This is a genomic window from Paenibacillus sp. Y660 (assembly GCF_057221575.1).
The window spans coordinates 71,962-93,109 of the sequence record NZ_JBXBBJ010000001.1; the positions used below are offsets into that span (position 1 = coordinate 71,962).

The 21,148-nt window shown below is 48.3% G+C and carries 18 protein-coding genes; 17 read left to right on the forward strand and 1 reads right to left on the reverse strand.

Annotated features, from left to right (window positions below):
* Nucleotides 1-74 precede the first annotated feature (74 nt).
* The 17 genes from AC2TDN_RS00320 (at nucleotide 75) to AC2TDN_RS00400 (ending at nucleotide 20,572) form a co-directional block, all read left to right on the forward strand.
* Nucleotides 75-827, forward strand: a complete 753-nt coding sequence (locus AC2TDN_RS00320) for a YveK family protein (RefSeq protein ID WP_482065263.1) — start codon at nucleotides 75-77, stop codon at nucleotides 825-827.
* Nucleotides 808-1,500, forward strand: a complete 693-nt coding sequence (locus tag AC2TDN_RS00325) for a CpsD/CapB family tyrosine-protein kinase (protein ID WP_484686641.1) — start codon at nucleotides 808-810, stop codon at nucleotides 1,498-1,500. The genes AC2TDN_RS00320 and AC2TDN_RS00325 overlap by 20 nt, the downstream gene beginning before the upstream one ends.
* 189 nt (nucleotides 1,501-1,689) lie before the next feature.
* A complete protein-coding gene (galU, locus tag AC2TDN_RS00330; protein WP_482065261.1) occupies nucleotides 1,690-2,598 on the forward strand; it encodes a UTP--glucose-1-phosphate uridylyltransferase GalU in 909 nt (302 codons plus the stop codon).
* Nucleotides 2,595-3,284: a sugar transferase gene (locus tag AC2TDN_RS00335; protein WP_482065260.1), complete on the forward strand. Its 690-nt coding sequence runs from the start codon at nucleotides 2,595-2,597 to the stop codon at nucleotides 3,282-3,284. Before galU ends, AC2TDN_RS00335 begins: the two co-directional genes overlap by 4 nt.
* An 81-nt stretch (nucleotides 3,285-3,365) precedes the next feature.
* Nucleotides 3,366-4,481: a glycosyltransferase family 4 protein gene (locus AC2TDN_RS00340; protein ID WP_484686642.1), complete on the forward strand. Its 1,116-nt coding sequence runs from the start codon at nucleotides 3,366-3,368 to the stop codon at nucleotides 4,479-4,481.
* Between the two features lie 21 nt (nucleotides 4,482-4,502).
* Complete coding sequence (locus AC2TDN_RS00345; RefSeq protein WP_484686643.1) at nucleotides 4,503-5,888, forward strand: hypothetical protein; 1,386 nt, start codon at nucleotides 4,503-4,505, stop codon at nucleotides 5,886-5,888.
* Nucleotides 5,885-7,054, forward strand: a complete 1,170-nt coding sequence (locus AC2TDN_RS00350; protein ID WP_484686644.1) for a glycosyltransferase family 4 protein — start codon at nucleotides 5,885-5,887, stop codon at nucleotides 7,052-7,054. The genes AC2TDN_RS00345 and AC2TDN_RS00350 overlap by 4 nt, the downstream gene beginning before the upstream one ends.
* Complete coding sequence (locus AC2TDN_RS00355; RefSeq protein WP_482065256.1) at nucleotides 7,055-8,206, forward strand: glycosyltransferase; 1,152 nt, start codon at nucleotides 7,055-7,057, stop codon at nucleotides 8,204-8,206.
* The gene (locus tag AC2TDN_RS00360) at nucleotides 8,181-8,753 is read left to right on the forward strand and encodes a DapH/DapD/GlmU-related protein (protein ID WP_484686645.1); all 573 of its coding nucleotides are present in this window, start codon (nucleotides 8,181-8,183) and stop codon (nucleotides 8,751-8,753) included. The genes AC2TDN_RS00355 and AC2TDN_RS00360 overlap by 26 nt, the downstream gene beginning before the upstream one ends.
* 69 nt (nucleotides 8,754-8,822) lie before the next feature.
* A complete protein-coding gene (locus AC2TDN_RS00365) occupies nucleotides 8,823-9,854 on the forward strand; it encodes a glycosyltransferase family 4 protein (RefSeq protein WP_484686646.1) in 1,032 nt (343 codons plus the stop codon).
* Nucleotides 9,855-9,857: 3 nt separating this feature from the next.
* Nucleotides 9,858-10,757 carry a glycosyltransferase gene (locus tag AC2TDN_RS00370; RefSeq protein WP_484686647.1) on the forward strand — a complete coding sequence of 300 codons (900 nt, stop codon included), beginning with the start codon at nucleotides 9,858-9,860 and terminating at the stop codon, nucleotides 10,755-10,757.
* Nucleotides 10,758-10,763: 6 nt separating this feature from the next.
* Nucleotides 10,764-12,116, forward strand: coding sequence for an oligosaccharide flippase family protein (locus tag AC2TDN_RS00375; RefSeq protein ID WP_484686648.1), 1,353 nt, complete (start codon nucleotides 10,764-10,766; stop codon nucleotides 12,114-12,116).
* Between the two features lies 1 nt (nucleotide 12,117).
* Nucleotides 12,118-13,065 carry a polysaccharide pyruvyl transferase family protein gene (locus tag AC2TDN_RS00380; protein WP_484686649.1) on the forward strand — a complete coding sequence of 316 codons (948 nt, stop codon included), beginning with the start codon at nucleotides 12,118-12,120 and terminating at the stop codon, nucleotides 13,063-13,065.
* Nucleotides 13,066-13,566: 501 nt separating this feature from the next.
* Nucleotides 13,567-14,937: a sugar phosphate nucleotidyltransferase gene (locus tag AC2TDN_RS00385; RefSeq protein WP_482065251.1), complete on the forward strand. Its 1,371-nt coding sequence runs from the start codon at nucleotides 13,567-13,569 to the stop codon at nucleotides 14,935-14,937.
* 29 nt (nucleotides 14,938-14,966) lie between these two features.
* Nucleotides 14,967-16,307: a UDP-glucose dehydrogenase family protein gene (locus AC2TDN_RS00390; RefSeq protein ID WP_482065250.1), complete on the forward strand. Its 1,341-nt coding sequence runs from the start codon at nucleotides 14,967-14,969 to the stop codon at nucleotides 16,305-16,307.
* 31 nt (nucleotides 16,308-16,338) lie between these two features.
* Nucleotides 16,339-19,578: a hypothetical protein gene (locus AC2TDN_RS00395; RefSeq protein WP_484686650.1), complete on the forward strand. Its 3,240-nt coding sequence runs from the start codon at nucleotides 16,339-16,341 to the stop codon at nucleotides 19,576-19,578.
* Between the two features lie 79 nt (nucleotides 19,579-19,657).
* A complete protein-coding gene (locus tag AC2TDN_RS00400) occupies nucleotides 19,658-20,572 on the forward strand; it encodes a hypothetical protein (protein ID WP_484686651.1) in 915 nt (304 codons plus the stop codon).
* Between the two features lie 193 nt (nucleotides 20,573-20,765).
* On the opposite strand, the gene AC2TDN_RS00405 is transcribed toward AC2TDN_RS00400, so the two are convergent.
* Entirely contained in the window at nucleotides 20,766-21,122 is a 357-nt protein-coding gene (locus tag AC2TDN_RS00405) for a helix-turn-helix domain-containing protein (protein ID WP_482065247.1), read from the reverse strand.
* Nucleotides 21,123-21,148: the final 26 nt, after the last annotated feature.

The following is a 21,148-nucleotide window of genomic DNA, read 5'->3' on the forward strand; positions in this document are numbered from 1 at the left end:
ATTTAATATTCGTTAAGAACAACTTTTATGAAGTTGCAAGGACGGATGACTTTATTAGTAACGGAGGAAATCAATTGGAATTAAAACAGTATTGGATCATCGTGAAAAGAAGGCTATTGATGATTGCTTTAATTATTACCGCTAGCTGTCTGACCATCGGAATTTACTCCAATTACTTCATCGAACCACAGTATGAAGCATCCGCTAAATTAATCGTCAACGATCATAAGGGCAGCAGCTCGCTGATTCCAAGCATAGACGTTGGTTCGATCAACTCCACTATTGGACTTATCAAAACCTATAAAGAAATTTTGAGGACGCCGCGGATGATGAAGAAGGTCGTCAAGCAGTATCCGGATCTAGGCGTGACGTACGGTGAGCTCATTGGCAAAGTAAGCGTAAGCTCAGTAAATGAAACACAGGTCATGTCCATTTCGGTGCGGGATGATTCTTATGCGCAAGCGGCTAAAATCGCCAACGCGGTTGCGATCGTTTTTCAAAAATCGGTACCAGAGCTAATGAAGGTAGACAATGTATCCGTCTTGGACCAAGCCGATCCGAAGGAGAATCACGCACAGGTATCGCCGAATCCAAAGATGAATATCGCCGTCACTTTTATGCTGGCTTTGATGGTAGGCATAGGCATTACCTTCCTTCTCGATTATTTGGATGACACGATCAAGACTGAGGAAGACATAGAGGCGCTCCTTCAGGTTCCGGTGCTATCGTCTATTCCGAAGTTCGAAGAGAGAGATTCGCTCGAGAGAACCAGCACACCGACAAAGACGATAGCAGGGAGGGAACAAAATGTCTCGCTTGATTCCTAAATGGAACCTTATTACCGAGTTAAACCCCAAATCGCCCATATCAGAGGGCTACCGCATGCTGAGGACGAACATCGAGTTCTCGACGATTAGCCAAAAGCTGCAAATCATTATGGTCACCTCCTCCAAACCGAGCGAGGGCAAGAGCACAACATGCGCCAATATGGCAGTCGCTTTCGCGCAAGCGAACAAAAAGGTGCTGCTTATTGATGCAGATCTGCGCAAGCCGTCACAGCATCATATCTTTGGAAAGTCCAACCGCAGCGGCTTAACGACGGCATTATTTAACCAGATGAAGCTGGAGGACATTATACAGTTCACCGGTACGGAAAATCTATCGATCATTCAGGCGGGGCCAACGCCTCCGAATCCTTCAGAGCTGCTTTCTTCAGAGCAAATGGCCGATCTGCTGAAGACGGCTAGGGAACGTTATGATGTCATCATTATCGATACGCCGCCGATTATGTCCGTCACAGACGCTCAGATCGTTGCGACTCAAAGCGATGGCGTCGTTCTCGTTGTCGATTCAGGAAAAGTGAAAAAGGAAGTAGCGCTCAAAGCGAAAGCTTTACTAGAGCATGTGAAGGCGAGGCTTATCGGCGTCGTGCTCAATAAAATCAATCGTAATCATTCGGATGTCTATTCCTACTACTACGGGGAAAGAACGGACGCTTAGGCGTCGATCTCCTGGTCGCTAAAAGCGTGGAATGGATATAGGTAATGTCTCCTGCACCTCTATCACCGGAGGCACTCGGTCATGCTGTGGGTCAGCCGACCTTAGACGTTAATCGTCAAGGGTGTGACGTGAGGAGGGGTTCAATGCCCCTGTAAATACAAAAAAATATATAGGATAGGGTGAAATCAAATGAAAAAAGTGAGAAAAGCCATTATCCCTGCCGCAGGACTCGGAACCCGTTTTTTGCCGGCAACAAAAGCGATGCCTAAAGAAATGCTTCCTATCGTCGACAAGCCGACCATTCAGTACATCGTAGAGGAAGCAATTGAATCAGGCGTTGAAGACATCATCGTCGTCACAGGTAAAGGTAAGCGGGCGATCGAGGATCATTTTGATATCGCTTTTGAACTAGAGCATATTTTAGAGCAAAAAGGGAAATTCGATATTTTGGAAAAGGTTAGAAAATCATCAAATGTGAATCTCCACTACATAAGGCAAAAAGAAGCAAAAGGACTTGGACATGCTGTATGGTGCGCACGCAATTTTATTGGCGACGAGCCGTTTGCCGTACTCCTTGGCGATGACATCGTTGAGGCCGAGACACCTTGCACAAAGCAGCTCATAGAGCAGTATGAACGAACTGGACGTTCAGTTATTGGCGTTCAGATGGTTGGCGTCGATCAAACGCATCGCTACGGTATCGTTGACCCCGGACAACGGGTGGACAATCTATACGAGGTTAATAGCTTCGTAGAGAAGCCGCCGCAAGGCCAAGCGCCTTCCAATCTGGCTATTATGGGACGTTATGTCCTGACACCGGATATATTCGAATATTTGGGGCGGCATGAGCGCGGCGCTGGAGGAGAAATTCAGCTTACCGACGCGATTCAAAAGCTCAATATGGACCAAGGTGTATATGCCTTTGACTTCCAAGGCACTCGGTACGATGTCGGCGAACAGCTAGGCTTTATTATGACGACGCTCGATTTTGCCCTAAGGAACAATGAACTTAAATATAAGCTTATGACTGAGCTTGAAGAATTGATGGAGCGGGAGCTCAGCAAGCAATTATTAGCCGGAAGGAGTGATAGAAGATGACACCTCCACAGGATGAAGCGGTAGTCAGCGTCTCTGATTACTATTCGAATGCAATCGCAAGGCGTAATGATCGCGAAGCGGTTACGATGTATTCGATTATGAAACGAACGATTGACATTGTTGGTTCGCTAGTCGGTTTAATGCTGTTAAGCCCGCTGTTTATCATTATCGCTATCCTTATTAAGTGGGAGGATCCGAAAGGGTCTGTCTTCTTTTATCAAACAAGGATCGGCAAAAATGAGAAGCAGTTTCGGATGTTCAAATTCCGCTCGATGCTGACAGGCGCCGAGGATAAGCTGAAAGATCTGCTGGAAAAGAATGAAATCAAAGGCGCTATGTTCAAGATGAAGGACGATCCGCGCATTACGAAGATCGGCAAGCTAATCCGCAAAACAAGCATTGATGAGCTGCCGCAGCTTCTTAACGTGCTTAGAGGCGAAATGTCCTTGGTTGGTCCAAGACCTCCGCTTTCGAGAGAAGTGGCGGAATACAGTGAGTATGACAAGCAACGCCTGACCGTAACGCCGGGCTGCACCGGGCTTTGGCAGGTAAGCGGCAGAAACAACCTTTCCTTCAAGCAAATGGTTGAGCTGGACCTGGTCTACATCGAGAAGAGATGCATCTGGTTTGATATTAAAATTATGCTGAAAACGGTGAAAACCGTCGTCAGCTCCGATGCTTATTAATTAACAATATGTTGCTTCGCAAAACTAGGTCTATGCTTACGAAGTAAGTTTTGCTTCACAAAACTTTAAGGAGTTGATCAAATGGCAAGAGTCCTGCATATATCGGAGTTTACTAAGGGCGGCATCGAAACCCACCTGAATGAAGTGCTGAGTTACCAAGCGGGCAGACATGATATTTATCTTATGGCTTCCGAGCAGAACTCCAGCCCAGAATCGCTGCAGATTAGCCAAGACCGTTTGTCCTTGTATCCATACAAGCGGAAGCCGGCATATTTTCTTCAAGCGATAAAAGCTATTCATCACAAGGTAAAGGCGTTTAAACCGGATATCATTCATGTCCACGGAACGTTCGCAGGTGTCTTCCTGCGAGCGTTGTTTTTTTTCAAGTTCCGCAGGCCAGTCGTCATTTACAACGCGCATGGATGGGCTTTCCTAATGGACACGAAGTCGTGGAAAAAGCGGATTTTTGCATTTGTGGAGAAGGTGCTGGCACACCGTACCGACTACATTATCAACATCTCCAGGCATGAATATGAGATGGCTATGCAGTACGGGCTGCCAGCCGAGAAATCGGGGGTCGTGTACAACGGCGTTTCCGATACGATTGCTTCTAACAAGCCGCCTTTTGAGACGCAGCCAGACAAAATCAATTTGCTATACGTCGGCCGCTTTGATCGTCAAAAAGGCTTTGATCTGCTGCTTGATGTATTCAACGAGCATAAGTTCGCGAACGTCCATCTGTATTTGGTCGGCGATACGGTGTTGGAGGATGTTGAATATGTTTTCCCGGAAAATGCGGTCAAGATCGGCTGGGTGGACAATTCCGAAATCGACCGTTACATGAAAGCCTGTGATGCGGTTATCATTCCATCGCGCTGGGAAGGCTTCGGCATCGTCGCCATTGAAGCGCTGCGGAACAAGAAGCCGGTCATTGCAAGCAATCGGGGAGCGCTTCCGGAAATTATCCGGCACGGACTGAACGGCTATATCTTTGATTTTGAAAATAAGCAGGAGCTGGCAGACATCGTTCATAGGCTGGATAAGCCGACGCTTGAAGCGATGGGCCAAGCAGGCCTGAATATTTTCCAAGACAAATTTCATTCGAATCAAATGAACAACCAAATCGAGCGGTTATACGAGGATGCCTTGCAAAAACGAAGAGGCTCATTTTCCGCTGCAGTTAAAAAATATGTCTAGATTTACGGGGATGGAGAGAAGATGAGCCTAAGCTTGCAGAGCAACCTTACGACTAATGATAAGTTAGCCAAGAAAGAGAGCAAAGAGCAGTTTTTTTTGGCGATCTATCTGAGCCTTATGCTGGTTCTGACCGTCTATCAGGATTTCCCGTTAGTCAATATGATCGGTGAGATCGGCAGATCGCCTATTATTTTAATGCTTCCGCTGTTCGTATTTTGCGAGATTGCGATGCTCGCCAAGCATAAGCGGGTGATGAACGGCTCGACGCTGCAAAAGTATTTATTCGGCTTTATCCTTTATTTGAGCTTTATCAGCATCGTCTACCTGCTTGTTCAATTCATACAAGGCAGCTACAGCTTTGGCTCGGAAGGACTGCTGGGCAAAGCGATAAAGGTGCTGATCTATTTTGTGCTGATACTGCTCTATATCCGGCATATGCAGCTCGTTTTTTCCAAAATTAAAAGCTTTAAGATGCTGTACGGTTGCTTTCTAGCGGTCGTTACGCTGCTTGCGGCCATTATGATTATGGAGCTTATGAGCATGCCAAACGCCTTTATGTCTTTGCATTCAGGGAGCCATCCCTATTGGCGGGTTAGGATGCTTACGTCAGAGAGCAGCACGACGGGCTCGATTGTCGTTGTCTACTCTGCGATACTCGTTTATTTGACCAAATATTTAAGCAGCTTTGCTAGAACGCTGTCCATCGTATATGCTTCTAGCTTTTTTCTGTTTTATGTATTCATTACCGGCTCGAAAGGGTTCATGATTATTATTTTGCTCACGCTCGTCGTGACGATGGTCAAGTTTTTGGATTTTCGGAAAAAGAAAAACTTCATATTGCTTATTTCAGTCGTTCTGGCCATGTACATGTTCATTACCAATTTTTCGGCGGGACTGGTCAGCTCGTTTAGCAATGACATCGAAAACTACACATCTTCTTACACGCGAATGGGAACGATCATTATCTCGCTGGCTACCGTCTTTCACAATCCGCTGGGGGTTGGCACGGGAGCATACCTCATGTATTTCGATAAGTATGTGAATGATTCGATCAGCTTGATGTCTCATTTCTATTACAACCTATTTGGCATAAGCCAAATTAATGCGGGGGAGCTGTTGCAATATTCGGGCTCGGATAAAAACTTAGGCGTCAAATCCGGATTTTTCCAGTGGGTCATGTTCGGCGGAATCGTTTCAGTGCTGTTCTTTTACCTGCTTGCCAAAAACCTGATCGTTAAAGTAAAGTCCAGCTCCATTTTATTTCTAGCGCTTATCTTTATTTTATTTTCGATGCTCCTCGTTACTTTGGAAATTAAGTACGAGGTTTGGCTGCTGTTTGCTTTTATTAGCCTCTTTCTTGGCAAGAACGAAATGAATTCATCAAAAAGGTCGGGGGTAGTCAAATGAAAATGCTTGTAGTGTGCAGTGATTTCCCATATCCCGCCGACCATGGCGGAAGAGTCGACACTTGGGGCAGAATCAAGGTGCTCGCTGAGCTCGGCTGGAAGCTTCATCTGCTTGTATGCGGCAAACAGACGCCATCTAAGGAAGAAATGGACGCGGTATATGACTATGTAGAAGAAATTACGCTCTGCGATCGCAGAAGCAAGCTTGCGGATTTGCTCCACGTCATTCCGATGCAGGTGCAGTCCAGAAGCGAGCTGAGAAACGTTAAGCTCACGGGTGGTTACGATTATGTGCTGCTCGAGGGCGATTACGTGTATCCGGTGCTGCAAAATCCGAAGATTAGGTCTGACACAGCGATCTTAAGGGTTCATAACGATGAAGCGGTTTACTTCAAGGCGCTTGCCAGAAGCACCAAAAACGTCGTCCATAAAATGTATTACCACATGGAGAGCAGCAAGTTCGCGATTTTGCAGAAAAAAATGCTCGAGAAGGTCGACAAATATTTGTTTATATCAAGTAAAGAATTTGAAAATTTCCAAAAGCTAAATCCTGCGGCAAAAAGCTTGTTCTTGCCTCCACCGGTAACGAAGGCCAGCTTCGAATCGAGCGATTTTCAAAGCAAGCATGTGGTATTTATCGGATCTTTGTTTATGCCGAATAACCGAGAGGCGATTCAGTGGTATCTCGAGCATATTCATCCGCTGATGCTGAAGGAGCCGGAGTACAAGTTCATCATAGCGGGCAACAGCCGAAAGCAGAGCCTGAGCTGGCTTGAAGCGTACGATATGACGAACGTGATCGTGCATGATACGCCGAAGAGTCTCGACGACATCTACAGAAGCGGGTATCTGTTCGTTAATCCGATGCAAAACGGCGCAGGCGTGAAGCTAAAGACGATTGAAGCGATTCAGAACGGCCTGCCGGTCATCTCCACCTCCATCGGGTACGAGGGAACCGGGCTTGTAGATAATGAGCATATTATGGTCGCCGACAGGCCGGAGCAATTTTATGCGAAAATCAAGCAGCTGTTCGATAACCCGGAAGCGGCAAAGGCGCTGCTCGAATCGTCGCAAAGCTTCTTGCGCACGCATTACAACCATAAAGAGGTGCTGAAGCAATTTATTCAGTCCTTAAATGCCAGTTATAAAGTAAAGCAGGTGCTCTGAATGGACAAGCGAAAAGTTAACGTCATGTTTGTGACCCACGCGGATAAGAAAGGCGGCGCTGAGCAAAGCCTCATTCATCTGATCAATTATTTGGATACGTCGAAATACCGGATTTTCTTATTAAGTCCCGGCGATGCGGCGTATTTGAATGAGATTCGTGCGGAATATGTGCATTTCCCGCTGCAGCTGAGCAGCATTAAGCAGAAATTCGGATTAGGCTATATCGAAACGGTGCTTAAGATCAGGTCATTCGTTCGGAAAAATAAGATTGATGTCGTCCATGCCAATGGCTGGCGGGCTCCTTGGTATACGGCTCCGCTAAAGTTTTTGGCAAAAAGCAAGCTGGTCTGGCATCACCGCGACTATACGCATTTGCGTATGTTCAACAACGTGCTGCCTCGCTTTTTTGACCAGGTCATCTGCATCTCGCATTTTGTAGCGAACGCGATTCAGGGCAGCAACAAAACGATTATTTACAATGGCGTCGATCCTGAGCTCGCTTTGACGAAGAAGAGAAGAACGTTTATGGAGGATGACACGCTTGTCATCGGGACGTTCGGCCGAATCGTGGAATGGAAAAGATATCATCTCATGATTGAAGCCGTCAAAAAGCTGGCTGACAGCAACCGAAACAATTGGAAGCTGCTCATCGTCGGGGACACTTCCGTTGACGGATCGGAGGGCTATTACAACGATATGATCCAGAAGGTGCTCTCCTATGGCCTCGAGCATCATGTTATTTTCTATGGCTACAGCAAAAAACCGCTTGATGTTATGAAGGAATGTGATCTTACGATCAACTTCTCGCTTAACGAGCCGTTTGGCAGAGTCATTATCGAGTCGATGCTCGTAGAGACGCCTGTTATCGTAGCGGATTCCGGAGGAGCACCCGAAATCATTCATCATACGAATGGCGGCTTTATCGTGAAGGACGGCGATGTGGAGGAGCTGTACCAGACGATCCAACGCGTTTATGACGGAAAAGTCGACCATCAGGAAATGTCCAGCCGCGGCTACACCAGCGTAATGAATGATTTTAATATGAGCTCGATCGCGAAGAAAGTGGAGTCCACCTACACCCGTTTGCTCGCGCCAAACATGAAGTCGGAAGCGGCAGGAGGAACGGATGAGTACAGGATACAGTCAAATTAGCTTAGGCAAGCTGCTGGCCGTTCTAAAAGGAGCGGCGATACTGCCGATTAAGACGAGCTCGGTAGGCAGGCTTGGCAGAATTTCAGGAAAGCTTAGCGTGAAGAACAAGGGCAGATTTTTTTTAGGGAAAAATGTTTCTTTTCAAGCGAAGCCGTTTCCTTCATCGATTACGGTCGAGAAGCATGCCGAGCTGCTTGTAGGCGATAATGTGTTTTTTAATTATGGCCTCGACATTGGCTGTACGAAGTCGATCCAAATCGGCAGCAACACGATAATCGGTCCGATGGTGAACATCATCGATACGAACTTTCACCCCGTAGACATGGAGGACCGTTCGGGAAGCAAAGACATTGTCATCTCGGATAATGTCTGGATTGGCCGCGGAGCCGTTATTTTGCCTGGCGTGACGATTGGTCAAGGTGCGGTCATTGCGGCAGGCAGCGTCGTAACGCGGGATATTCCGGCAAATGTGCTGGCTGGAGGAACGCCTGCCAAAGTGATTCGCGAGCTCCAGGTAACGAATGAATGGATTCGCAGATACAACTGATAGAATGCAGAAAGGCTTTGGGGAATATCCTGCGGCAATGATTCTGGTTAGGCTAGGGAGCGTATGGCGATGAAAGTATGGATGTGGCCGAAATCAAGCGAGTTGAACTTTTACAATGATCTGTTGACAAATTCGCTGAGCGGCGCAGGTATGGAAGTAAAGGATTTGAAGCATGGCAAGCTGATGCTGAAGGTCGGCGGGGCGAGAGCAGGAGACATTGTCCATATCCACTGGATGCATCATGCCTATCAAAATCGCAACCTGCTGCTGTTTATTGTGAAATCGTTCATTTTTGTCATGACGATGCTTTATTTGAAGATGCGGAAGGTGCAGCTCGTTTGGACGATTCATAACCTGTATCCGCATCAGGTGAAATACAAGAGGCTGGAGCGCTTCATGCGAGGGTTGATATGCAAGTTTTGCAGCAAGCTTCTGGTAGCTTCCGAGTCGATCAAACGAAAGGTCATGATGGAATTCGGGGTTCCGGCAAGCAAGCTCTTCGTGGTGAAGCATGGCCACTATTTGGGCGTGTACAAGTCGAAAGGCAAGGATTGCAGGCAGGCTTACGGCATTAGCGAGGATGCGGAAATTTATTTGTTCTTGGGCGCGATTAAAGCTTATAAGGGTGTCGAGGATTTAATAGAAGCCTTTAATGCGGTGAAGACGAAGCAATCCTATCTGATTGTAGCCGGCAAAGCGGACAAGCAGATGGAATCCTATTTGAAGCATGTAGAGGATAAGGAAAATATCATCTTGGATTTGCGCTTCATTCCGAATGAGGAGGTTGCCGATCTCATCAGCGCCGTCGATGTGATGGTCATGCCGTACAAGGAGATTACGACCTCAGGCTCCGCGATTCTCGGCTTATCGTTCAGAAAGCTGATCGTCATGCCTGATAATGATTTTATCGACGAGTATTTCAAGGAGGACATGGTCGTGAGCTACGATCCAAACGACTATAACGGCTTGGAGAACGCGATGAAAGCAGCCTTGAATGTGAAGAGGGAGCAGCGCTCGCCACAGTACGAAGAAGTGCTGAAGGAGCTCGAATGGAGCACGATTGCGCAAAAGATAAAAAAAGTTTACCAAGGATGGGGATAAAGGATGAAGGTAACGGTGGCCATCTGCACCCATAACCGGGCAAAGGATACGGGAGAAGCAATAGAAAGCGTACTAGCTCAAAGCTTTGAGCGGGAACAGATTGAAATCGTCGTGATCGACAACCGGTCGACGGACAATACGGCTGACGTGGTTGGCGGGCTTGCGCGAATTCACGGCCCTGCGGTGCGTTATATTTTCGAGGACAAGCTTGGACTGTCGGTTGCGCGCAACCGGGCGATTCGGGAAGCAAAAGGCGAGTTCATTCTATTCCTGGATGACGATGCAATCGCTTCTCGCCACTGGGTGCGGCAAATTGTGGAGGTCTTCGAGAGCGATCCGAAGATCGGCTGCGTCGGCGGCAAAATCGATCCCATCTGGGAAGTGGCGGAGCCCGATTGGATTCCGGCAGAGCACCGCTCGGTGTTTACCATCCTCGATTATGCAAGCGAGATTAAGGAAATGCCGGCGCCAGCTATTCCATATGGTGCGAATGTCGCTTTCCGGGCGAGCGTCTTTGGGCAGTACAAGCCATTCCGCGAGGATCTCGGCCGGGTCGGCAACAACCTGCTGTCGAGCGAGGAAAGCGAGCTGATCGCTAGAATTCGAGAAAGCTATAAGGTGTACTATACGCCTTTCGCGCCTGTTCAGCACAAAATCGCCAAAGAGCGAACGACGAAAAAGTGGTTTTTAAAACGGATTTATTGGCAAGGCGTCAGCGATGCGGTGAAGCGGCAGGATAGAAGCCTAGTTGCGGTTGTGAAGCATTCGATTCGAATGATTCAAGCGATTGGAACGTCATTGCTGTCTATCTTTCATTTCAAGAGATTTATTAGCCAGGTTGTGAAAATATGTTACCGCAACGGATCGCTTGTCGGCATCCTGCGTTATAACGGTAGGGGTTGACTTGTGATGTCACAGCTTGCCATTCATAAAGCGTGGAAGGGAAACGGACTTGTACAGACGATTATGCGGACGAGCGCGACTAATTTATTAGTGATGGTCATCAGCACGCTGACCTCGATCGTAACGGCGCGCATGTTCGGCGTTGTCGGAAAGGGCGAGTTTTCAGCCATCTTATTTTGGCCAACACTGCTCGCCGGAATGGTAGGATTCGGACTTCCAACCTCGCTTATTTATAACATGAAGCAAAACAAAGGCAGCGGCGGCGATTTTGTCAGGGCAGGCTTCCTCTTCCAAATACCGGTCAGCATTATTGTTGGCGTGGTCGCGTGGATTTGGCTGCCGGTCTGGCTGGGCAATTATCCCGCTGACATCGTTCAAATCGCTAGATGGTATACGGTGCTTATGCTGCCGATTCTGCTTGCGATTAATTTAATATCGGCTCTGGCACAGAGCACAAGCAAGTTCAACGTATACAACGGCGTACGCTTATTTGTTCCGCTCTTCAATCTAGCAGGCCTAATGGTGCTGTGGGCGATCGGCGATTTAAGTCTTAAGAACGCTTCTCTCATCTTCCTCGTGACTAGCGTGCTGGTCGTTTCTTGGTCCTTATACAGCATAAGGGATGCGCTCCGCATCAACTGGCTGAAGGGGCTTGGCAATCGATTGGCAGCTAAGGCGCTGTTTGGCTATGGCGGCAGAGTGTTCGGGGTAGAGCTGCTCGGCACGCTGTACTCGCAGTTCGATAAGATCGTCATTCTATCGATGCTGACAGCAAGGGATCTTGGACTTTACACGGTCGTATATGCTTTGTCTCGCGTCTTTAACGTAGTTCAGATGGCGATTACGAATGTCGTCTTCCCGAAGGTTACGGGCATGGACAAATCAGCCATTATCGCCACGGTGGGCAGGGCATTCCGGCTATCGATGCTGCTTATGACGATCGTCGTCATTCCGAGCATGTTCATTGGCCGGTATTTGATGGGCATCCTGTTCGGGGCTCCGTTCCTTGAAGCAAGCAATGCCTTCTATCTGCTGTCTATCGAATGCATTCTCGGAGGAGGCTCTTGGATATTGGCTTCCGCATTTAATGCAATGGGAAGGCCGGGATTAGTGCTTGTGCGCCAGTTGATTGCCTTGGCGGCAACGATCGGCTTGTTTTTCGTGTTTACGCCGTTGTATGGGCTGAACGGCATCGCGCTCGCCTTATTGATCGGCGCAGTCATTCGCATGGCAGTGACGATGGCGTCGATGCGGTTGATTTTTAGGGTAAGGCTTGGAAATATGCTGTTTGATAAAAATGATTTCCGTTTTCTGATCAAGCGTTTAAATGAGAAAAAACAACGTAAAGGAGCGCGCTGATATGCTAATGGAAACGAACATACACCCGATGGAGGAACTAAAAAGGCAGCTTCTTCAAATCTTGAAGGTGATCCCGCCAGGCTCAAGCATTTATTATATCGACTATCCCGTATACAACAACGGCGGGGACCTGTTGATCATGAAGGGAGCAGAGGCGTTCTTCAAGGACAATCAAATCCGCGTAGCAGCGCGGTACAGCGTTCTTGATTTTCCAGACAAGCTGTTGATTCCAAACGATCAGATTATCGTGCTGCAGGGCGGAGGGAACTTCGGCGATCTGTATCCGGTGCATCAGAAGCTGCGTGAGAAGATCGTTGCCAGCTATCCAAACCATCGGATCGTATTGCTTCCGCAGACGATTTACTTTAAGAGCGATGCGGAGTATGAGCGGACAGCGCGCCTCTTCAACAGCCATAAGGATACGCATCTCTTCGTGCGGGACACCTTAACCTATGACTTGGCTGTTCAAAAGTTTCATAAATGCTGCGTTTATTTATCGCCGGACATGGCGCATCAGCTTTGGCCGATTTTGCCTAAGAGCAGCCCTGGCAAGGAACTGCTTTGCTTCTTCCGAACCGACATCGAGAAGACGAGCGAGCAGGAGAGCTTTGAAGCGGTGGGGCGGGGCGATCATTTGGACTGGGCTTCCCTCTACAACAAAGTCGAGAAGAAGTCGATTCGGGTGATTGGGCAGATGATGACCAAGGGCGGCGTACCTCTTCCGATGCAGGCGATATGGGGCAAGTATTCCGATTATTTGGTGGACAAAGCGGTCAAGCGCTTCAGCGGCTACCGCGTCGTGCAAACCTCAAGGCTGCACGGTCATATCTTGTCCTGCTTGATGGATAAGCCTAACACGCTGCTCGACAATTCATACGGCAAAAATTCGAATTACTATAATACATGGACCAGCAGCGTGAAATCGGCTCAATTAGTAGTGAAGAGCTGAGCTGGCTGGTTATTTGTTGAACTAATAGAAGGTAACCTGCACTCTCACGGCACAGTTAACAGGAAAACCTCCTGTTAATTTAACCTTTATTCGGTTTATAGCTGCATTAGCAGGAAATCCTCCATGTAATTTTGGTAGAATCGCGATTTTTGGGTCATTTATGTAAATTAGCGGGAGAAAATCCTGTTAAGTGTGCTAAGAGCTTAGATTTGAGCAAATTAGATGGAGTTTTTCCTGTTAAATTATGGGGCAACGGAAGTACCTTCCCATAAAACGATGCTAATACGGTAAGTTTTAATGCGAAGTTGTCCAAGGAGCACAAGCTCATTCTAGTAACACGTATTCCGCAAAACGCAGCTCTTGTTTTCGATTCGAGTTATGATGTGAAGCTGTTCAACAGCAGCACAGCTCGATAAAACACAGCTTATATTTTCGAAGCGAGTTATGTTGGAAGTTGTTCAAGCAGCAAAAGCTCCACAAAACTTTTTAGGAGGAATCAGTATGAAAATTGTACTTCTATCAGGAGGCTCCGGTAAACGGCTATGGCCGTTGTCAAACGAGTCGCGGTCCAAGCAGTTTTTGAAGGTGCTCAAAAACGCCGATGGCGAGCGTGAGTCGATGGTTCAGCGCGTATGGGGACAAATTTCTAAAGCAGGCCTACGCGATCATGCATACATCGCGACGAGCAAGCCGCAGGTTGACATGATTCATAGCCAGCTTGGCAGCGAAATCGAAGTAATCGTCGAGCCGGAGAGAAGAGATACGTTCCCTGCAATCGCGCTGGCAGCCACCTATTTATATTCGGTGCAAGGCGTGAGCCTGAACGAGACGGTAGTTGTTATGCCGGTTGATCCTTATGTTGAGGAATCGTTTTTCCAAAAAACGAAGGAGCTTGATTCGGTACTCAATGAATCCGGTGCAGATTTGGCGCTAATGGGTGTAAAGCCAACATATCCTTCCGAGAAATACGGTTATATCGTTCCGGAGATTGCGGCAGAGGCGGATGCGTCTTATGTCGATGTACACAGCTTTAGAGAAAAACCCCGCGAAGAAGAAGCGGCAGCGATGATCGAGCAGGCTGCGCTTTGGAACTGCGGGGTTTTTGCATTCAAGCTGGATTTTCTCATTAATATACTGATCGTCAATGAGTTTCCGATTCAATACGACGAGATGCTCAAGCAGTACGGCAAGCTTCCTAAAAACAGCTTTGACTATGAGATTGTTGAGAAATCCAACCATATCGTGGCTCTGCCATACGAGGGCGATTGGAAAGACCTTGGCACATGGAATACGCTGACCGAGGAAATCGAAACGCCGCTAATCGGCAAAGGGATCATTACCAGCGGCTCGCTAAATACGCATGTGATCAATGAGCTGGATATCCCGATTACGCTGCTGAATGTATCCAATGTTGTTGTTGCAGCAAGCCCTGACGGCATTCTCGTATCGGATAAAGCGTCAAGCCCTATGATCAAGGAAGTCATGAAGCATTCCGATCAGCGTCCGATGTATGAGGAACGTCGATGGGGACGCTACCGAGTGCTGGATTACTTGAAATATCCGGATGGCAAGGAAGTGCTGACTAAGCGGATATGCGTAGCGCCGGGACAGAACTTAAGCTACCAGTATCATCTGCTTAGAGATGAGGTATGGACGATTGTTGCCGGCCATGGAACGATGGTCTTGAACGGGCAGAGCTTCAGCGTGAAGAGCGGCGATGTGTTGACGATTTCCAAAGAAAGCCGGCACAGCCTGCGCGCGGAAACGGAAATGGACATTATTGAGATTCAGACGGGGTCGGAGCTTATTGAAGAAGATATCGTCCGGCTTGCTTTCGATTGGAAAGAGATTATGATGCTTTGCACCGTATAAATAAAAAACTTGATGAAGGAGCGATAAGCATGAACATTACGGTTATTGGAACAGGCTACGTCGGTCTTGTATCAGGCGTCTGCTATGCCGAGCTAGGCAACCGAGTCATCTGCGTGGATAAGGACCCGCGCAAGATTGATACATTAAATGCCGGCGGGATTCCGATCTATGAGCCGGGCTTGAAGGAGCTGACAGCGGCAAATCGCGAGGCAGGAATGCTATCGTTCACGACCGATTTGCCAAGCGCGGTGCGCCAATCGGACATTATTATTTTAGCGGTAGGAACGCCGCCGCTGCCGAGCGGCGAGGCGAATCTCTCTTACATTAATCAGGCAGCCATCGAGATTGCAGAGGCGATGAACGGCTACAAAATTATAGCGGTAAAGAGCACCGTCCCGGTCGGAACAAACGAGAAGCTGGCGGAGCTCATCCGCTCCCGCACGAACGAGCGCTTCGACAGCATTTCGCTGCCGGAGTTTTTGCGCGAGGGCTCGGCGATACAAGATACGCTTCATCCTGACCGGATTATTATCGGAGCCGAATGTCAAAGAGCGTCAGACGTTATGACGCTGCTGCATATTCCGTTGACCGAGCAAATCGTCGTAACGGATATCCGCAGCGCCGAAATGATCAAGTATGCATCCAATGCCTTTCTCGCTACGAAAATATCCTTTATTAACGAGATCGCCAACATCTGCGAGAAGGTTGGCGCCGATGTGACGAAGGTTGCGGAGGGCATGGGCTATGACAAGCGGATCGGTCCGTCGTTTCTAAAGGCAGGTATCGGCTATGGAGGCTCTTGCTTCCCGAAGGATACGAGCGCATTGATTCAAATCGCCGGCCATGTGGACTATGAATTCAAGCTGCTCCGCTCGGTTGTCGAGGTGAATCAGGATCAACGCTTCAATGTGATCCGCAAGCTGGAGACGATTTTTGAAGGTCAGCTGCATGGAAAAACGATCGCGGTATGGGGACTCGCATTCAAGCCGAATACCGATGATGTACGCGATTCTCCGGCACTCGAAATCATTCAGCATTTGGTCGATAACGGCGTCAAGGTTAAAGCCTATGACCCTATCGCGATGGATAACTTCCGCTCTATATACCAATTAGAGGGTGTAACATGGTGCTCTGATGCGATGGAAGCGGCAAAGGATGCGGACGCGCTTTGCTTGCTGACCGAGTGGGAGGAATTCTCGAGGGTTGACCTTGGGCTGCTGCAGACCGTGTTGAAAAATCCGATTTTAATCGACGGTCGCAATGTATTCGAGGAAGAGCATCTTATTGGCACTGAATTTATTTATTATTCCGTTGGCAGACCTAGCTTGAATCAAGGCGTAAAGCAGCAAATGCCCGTTCTGCAATTTTAGTCCAAACTTATGAACTAGAGGTGAACGAAAGATGACGATTAGAAAAAAGGTAACCTTATCCGCGCTTGCGATTTCAATGCTTACTGCTTCACTCGGCGGTTTGCCGCTAAGCCAGAAAGGATTGTACCAAAAGCTTGGAATTGTTCAAACGGTGAATGCCGCGGAAACCGAATTGCCGTCTAGCGTGTTCCTGGAGCGTATGAGAGGTCTCTATGCCGCGCTTGCTGCAGGCGACAAGACGGATATGCAAGAGGTTAGAAATTTGCGTGATGAAATCGCCGGGCTTGATGAAGCGACGAACCAGCAGCTCATTGATCCGGTGTGGAATAAGATTAGTGACAAGCTTCCAGAATCCGTCGATAAAGCGGAATTGAAGGCGAGCCTGTTCCGACTGGTCAAGGCAGTCGGCTCCTTCCGTTATGATCCCGATGCCACCGATCTGGAGGCTATTCGCACGAACCCGGAATATCGCGCTACCTTGAAGACGATTGCAGCCGCAGGCGGCGATGAGAATATTAAGATCGATGATTTTCTTGTGTTTCTATTTGGCGATGGCAGCAGCAGAAAAGGCGTTGAAGGCACAATTGGCGGCATATTAGCCGAGAAATCGCCACAAGAGCTGATCCAGCTGCTCGGCAGCAAGCAGGGCATTACGGCCGTCCTGCTCCAAGCGACGGAGAAGCTGCTTGGCGACACAGAATCCTATAAGTTCAGCTCGGTTCTGAAGAACCTTGGCGTAACGCCGCAGGATGTAAGAGCAACGGTGCTGAATTTTCAGCTGAAGCTGCAAAAGGATGAGCCGGCAATTAGTGCGATGACCGTAGCGTACATTCGATCGGCAGCGAAGCCAAATGTGAAAGTAACCGCTGACGGACGCGTTCATACCTACACCTTAAACGTGTTTGGCGTATCGATTATCCCGTTCGTGCTGCAATGGTCAAAGGTATCCGGCGATTCTGGGGTAAGCGTATCTCCAGCTGGTGTTGTTTCTATACCAGCAGCTGCGACAAGCGGTAAAGCTGTCATCCAGGCCAAGCTGATTAATCCATACGGCGGCCCTGCGAAAGTTATTTTTGAGCAAGAAGTTACATTATCGACAGCGCAAGAGGAAGAAACGGTATTTCCGGCAGCTCCTTTTCTTGAACGTCTGAACAAGCTGCACAGCGCTCTTGCAGCAGGCGATCCAGCAGATATTCAAGCGGTTCGCGGCCTGCGGGATGAAATTTCCAGGCTTGATTTTAGGAAGGACCAAGGTCTAATCGACCCAATCTGGAACAAGCTGGCGACTAAGCTGCCGGCAACTGCAGATCAAGCAAAGCTAAAGGCAGCCTTGTTCGATATGATCAAAGCGGTCGGTTCGATTCCATATGATTCTCAGGCATCCGGATTGGAAGCGATTCGTTCAAATCCTGAATACCGAGCTGCGCTTAAGGAGATTGGAGCAGCTGGCGGAGAGCCAAGCTTCGTCATTGATGATCTTCTAGTGTATCTATTCGGTGACGGCGCCTTAAAGCCGGGCATTGAAGGTTCGATTAAGAAGCAAATAGCGGCCTTATCATCTACGGAGCTGCTGCGCCTGCTTGGAGACAAGCAAGCAGTTGCCAAGCTGGTGTCTAATGCAACAGAGCAGATTCTGAGTGAAACAGATGCGTATAAGGTCAGCTCGCTTCTAAGCGGCTTATCGATTACGACTAAAGACGTTAATGCGACATTGGCGAGCTTCCAGCTGAAGCTGAAGAAGGATGAGCCGGCTCAACAGGCATTGACTATTGCTGGCATTCGCGCTGCAGCTGTAGAGACGGTGAAAACCAGCGAAGACGGCCGCGAGCAAGCATACGGTTTAAAAGTATTTGGCGTAACTATTCCGCAGCTTGCGCTGCGGTGGAGCAAAGTATCCGGCAGCGAGAATGTGAACGTGTCTGCTAACGGTAAGGCTACCCTATCGCGAGGCGCAGAAAGCGCGTCGGCTGTTATCAGAGCAACATTCATCAATCCTTACGGCGGCACAGCGAAGGTTATTTTCGAGAAAGAGGTTGCTTTAACGGCTGTTGAAGGCGAGGGTGATTATTTCCCGTCAGAGAAATTCCTTGAGCGAATGAACAAGCTTCATGCTGCCCTGCTAGCGGGTGACCCGGCGGATGTTCAGGATGTCCGCAACCTTCGCGATGAGATCTCGAAGCTAAGCTTTGCCAAGGATCAAGCGCTTATAGATCCGGTATGGAACAAAATTAAGGCGAAGCTTCCGGCAACGGCGAATCAAGAAGAGCTGAAGAAGAGCCTGTTCCAAATCATTCAAGCCGTAGGCTCCATCCAATATGATCCGGAGGGCAAGGCGCTCGAGGCGATTCGAACGAATCCTGAATTCCGTGCTACGCTGAAGACGATTGCGGCTGCCGGCGGCGTAACGAATTTGACGATGGATGATTTCCTTGTGCTGCTGTTCGGCGATGGCGATGATCGCCTGGGCATTGAAGGCACCGTTCGCGATATCATCTCGGATATGAATTCGAAGGAGCTCGCTCAGCTTCTTGGCAATAAGAATAAGATCAATGAAGTGCTACTGAAAGCTATGGCTGAAATTTTATCGGAAAAAGATGACTACGCCTTGAGTGAAGCATTTTACAACTTAGGCGTTAAATCTACGGACGTTCGTTCGGCTGTACTGAAATTCCAAGTGAAGCTGAAGCATGATGAGCGTGCGATTAACGCTTTAACTGTCGCTTATATCCGCTCAGAGGTTATTTCGGCAGTGAAGGTAACGGCAAATGGCAGACAGCATGATTATACGCTGAAGCTGTTTGACAAAGCGTTGCCATCCTCTTTCCTCAAATGGAAGAAAGTATCGGGAAGCAAGGATGTTACTGTCGATTCCAAAGGGAAAGTAACGATTCCGAAAAATGTTGCTACTGGCACTGCAGTTATTCAAGCGACGCTGATCAATCCTTTCGGAGGTTCAGCCAAAGTGGTCTTCCAGCAAGAGGTGACGCTCGTTAACGGTGAAGTGGAAACGGATCCGAAGGAGGAGCTGAAGAAGATCGCTCAAGCTCTGGATGTTGAGCTTGCGGCTATCAGCAATAAGCTGAAAGCGGCAACGAATGACGAGCAAAAAGCACAATTGGTTCTTGAGGTTGTGCAAGCAAGAAATGTAGCCGTTAATGAAATCAACAAGGTCAATGCATCGAATGCACTGAAGAACAAAGCGATCAATGAAACAAAAAGCAAGGTCAACAAGCTGTTGACTGCTATTATTATGGAAATCATGCGTTCTTAATCTCTAGCCAGTCTTCCTTCTCTGATAGGAGAAAGAAGACTGGCTTCTTTCTATTACAAACGAAAGGTGGTAGCCGCATATGAGTCAACGGCATGTACGAAGGAAAAGGCGTCCTCGCTTTCAGAAACCGGATACGATTAATATTATTTTAGGCTCTTTAACGATTGTTTTGCTCTTTGTATGGGGCGGGCTTTATTGGAAGGAATCCTCTCAGCAAGCGCTTATCGTCAATGCGGATGGAGCGGCGCAGAACGAGCAGGCAGAGCTGATAAATTTGGATGAGCCTGTAACAGAGCCTGTTATCACCGCACCTGTAGGAGAAGTAAAGCCGTCAGATGCAGACAAGCCAGCGGGGCAAGCAACCGATAAACCGGCTGTGGGCGGAGATGGCACGGCTTTGCCAGAGGAGACGACTAAGGATAGTCAGCCAGATATGGGCTCGGGAGCAGTCGAAACGACGAAGCCTGCGCAAACGGCGAAGCCTAATCAAGAGGCAGCATCGAAGCCGAATGCAGGTGGTTCGGCAAAACCAGGAACGACAAAACCAGCAATGACAAAGCCAGGAACGACAAAACCGGCAACGACAAAGCCAGGAACGACAAAACCTGGAACGACAAAGCCTGGAACAAATCCGGAAACGCCAGCAACAAAGCCGCCGGTAAGCATGTCCGAGAAATACGAGCAAGAGATCATTCAGCTTCAAGCGAAATGTACACAGGATATGAATGAGGTGCTGGTAGGGGCTGAAGCGAGCATTGAGCAGTTGGATCAGTCAGATCCATACGCCTTCCAAGCGTTAAATCAGAAGTGGATGGATAGCCTTGCGAATGTGGAGAACACATGCAATACGAATTTCAAAACGAAGATCGACAATGCGGAGAAGGATAAAGTGGATCCAGCGATTACAGAGGAATGGCAGCAAAAGTTCAGCGCATTGATGCTTCAGCTCCAAGGTGAGTTCGAGGCGAAGATGCTGAAGCTGATGGGCGGTTAACTTCGTTAACCTATTGGCGGTTGATTTCATCAACCTAATGGCGGTTAACTTGGTTAACCTATTGGCGGTTGATTTCATCAACCTAATGGCGGTTAACTTGGTTAACCTGTAGGCGGTTGAATGCCCTCAACCAATCGCAAATGGCTCCATCAACCGAATAACGGTTGAAATGCTATTTTAAACTGACGGCACGTTACTCATCCTTTGGCAAGGTGCGGTCGCGGAGCACTCGTTCAAGCAAGCTGCGAATGAGCTCAAGATCGTCCCTTTCCAGAGGTACGCCGTCCCAGTGAAGCTGTTCATAATTCAAGTATTCCTTCGCATTATGGTTAAGCTCAATTGTTGGCTCTGTATAATCAGTCAGCCCAAGCAAATAGTCCGCCGATGTGCGCAGCTTACGCGAGATCGTCTGAATGGATTCGATGGTCGGCTGGCGGTATCCGGATTCGTATCCCGCATACGTGCTTTTTGCAACCCCTAAGTAATCGGCCACTTCCTGCATGGTCAATTTCCTCGTTTTACGCAGCTGCTTTAGGCGCTTCGCGAACATCGCAATCCCCCTCTCTCTAACGTCTC

What these genes read in the sequence shown, in the direction of transcription:
- AC2TDN_RS00345 (WP_484686643.1), top strand. Translation starts at nt 4,503, where the DNA reads ATGAGCCTAAGCTTGCAGAGCAACCTTACGACTAATGATAAGTTAGCC.
- galU (WP_482065261.1), top strand. Translation starts at nt 1,690, where the DNA reads ATGAAAAAAGTGAGAAAAGCCATTATCCCTGCCGCAGGACTCGGAACC.
- AC2TDN_RS00385 (WP_482065251.1), top strand. Translation starts at nt 13,567, where the DNA reads ATGAAAATTGTACTTCTATCAGGAGGCTCCGGTAAACGGCTATGGCCG.
- AC2TDN_RS00405 (WP_482065247.1), bottom strand. Translation starts at nt 21,122, where the DNA reads ATGTTCGCGAAGCGCCTAAAGCAGCTGCGTAAAACGAGGAAATTGACC.
- AC2TDN_RS00380 (WP_484686649.1), top strand. Translation starts at nt 12,118, where the DNA reads ATGCTAATGGAAACGAACATACACCCGATGGAGGAACTAAAAAGGCAG.
- AC2TDN_RS00390 (WP_482065250.1), top strand. Translation starts at nt 14,967, where the DNA reads ATGAACATTACGGTTATTGGAACAGGCTACGTCGGTCTTGTATCAGGC.
- AC2TDN_RS00355 (WP_482065256.1), top strand. Translation starts at nt 7,055, where the DNA reads ATGGACAAGCGAAAAGTTAACGTCATGTTTGTGACCCACGCGGATAAG.
- AC2TDN_RS00335 (WP_482065260.1), top strand. Translation starts at nt 2,595, where the DNA reads ATGACACCTCCACAGGATGAAGCGGTAGTCAGCGTCTCTGATTACTAT.
- AC2TDN_RS00350 (WP_484686644.1), top strand. Translation starts at nt 5,885, where the DNA reads ATGAAAATGCTTGTAGTGTGCAGTGATTTCCCATATCCCGCCGACCAT.
- AC2TDN_RS00375 (WP_484686648.1), top strand. Translation starts at nt 10,764, where the DNA reads ATGTCACAGCTTGCCATTCATAAAGCGTGGAAGGGAAACGGACTTGTA.
- AC2TDN_RS00360 (WP_484686645.1), top strand. Translation starts at nt 8,181, where the DNA reads ATGAGTACAGGATACAGTCAAATTAGCTTAGGCAAGCTGCTGGCCGTT.
- AC2TDN_RS00325 (WP_484686641.1), top strand. Translation starts at nt 808, where the DNA reads ATGTCTCGCTTGATTCCTAAATGGAACCTTATTACCGAGTTAAACCCC.
- AC2TDN_RS00395 (WP_484686650.1), top strand. Translation starts at nt 16,339, where the DNA reads ATGACGATTAGAAAAAAGGTAACCTTATCCGCGCTTGCGATTTCAATG.
- AC2TDN_RS00340 (WP_484686642.1), top strand. Translation starts at nt 3,366, where the DNA reads ATGGCAAGAGTCCTGCATATATCGGAGTTTACTAAGGGCGGCATCGAA.
- AC2TDN_RS00370 (WP_484686647.1), top strand. Translation starts at nt 9,858, where the DNA reads ATGAAGGTAACGGTGGCCATCTGCACCCATAACCGGGCAAAGGATACG.
- AC2TDN_RS00365 (WP_484686646.1), top strand. Translation starts at nt 8,823, where the DNA reads ATGAAAGTATGGATGTGGCCGAAATCAAGCGAGTTGAACTTTTACAAT.
- AC2TDN_RS00400 (WP_484686651.1), top strand. Translation starts at nt 19,658, where the DNA reads ATGAGTCAACGGCATGTACGAAGGAAAAGGCGTCCTCGCTTTCAGAAA.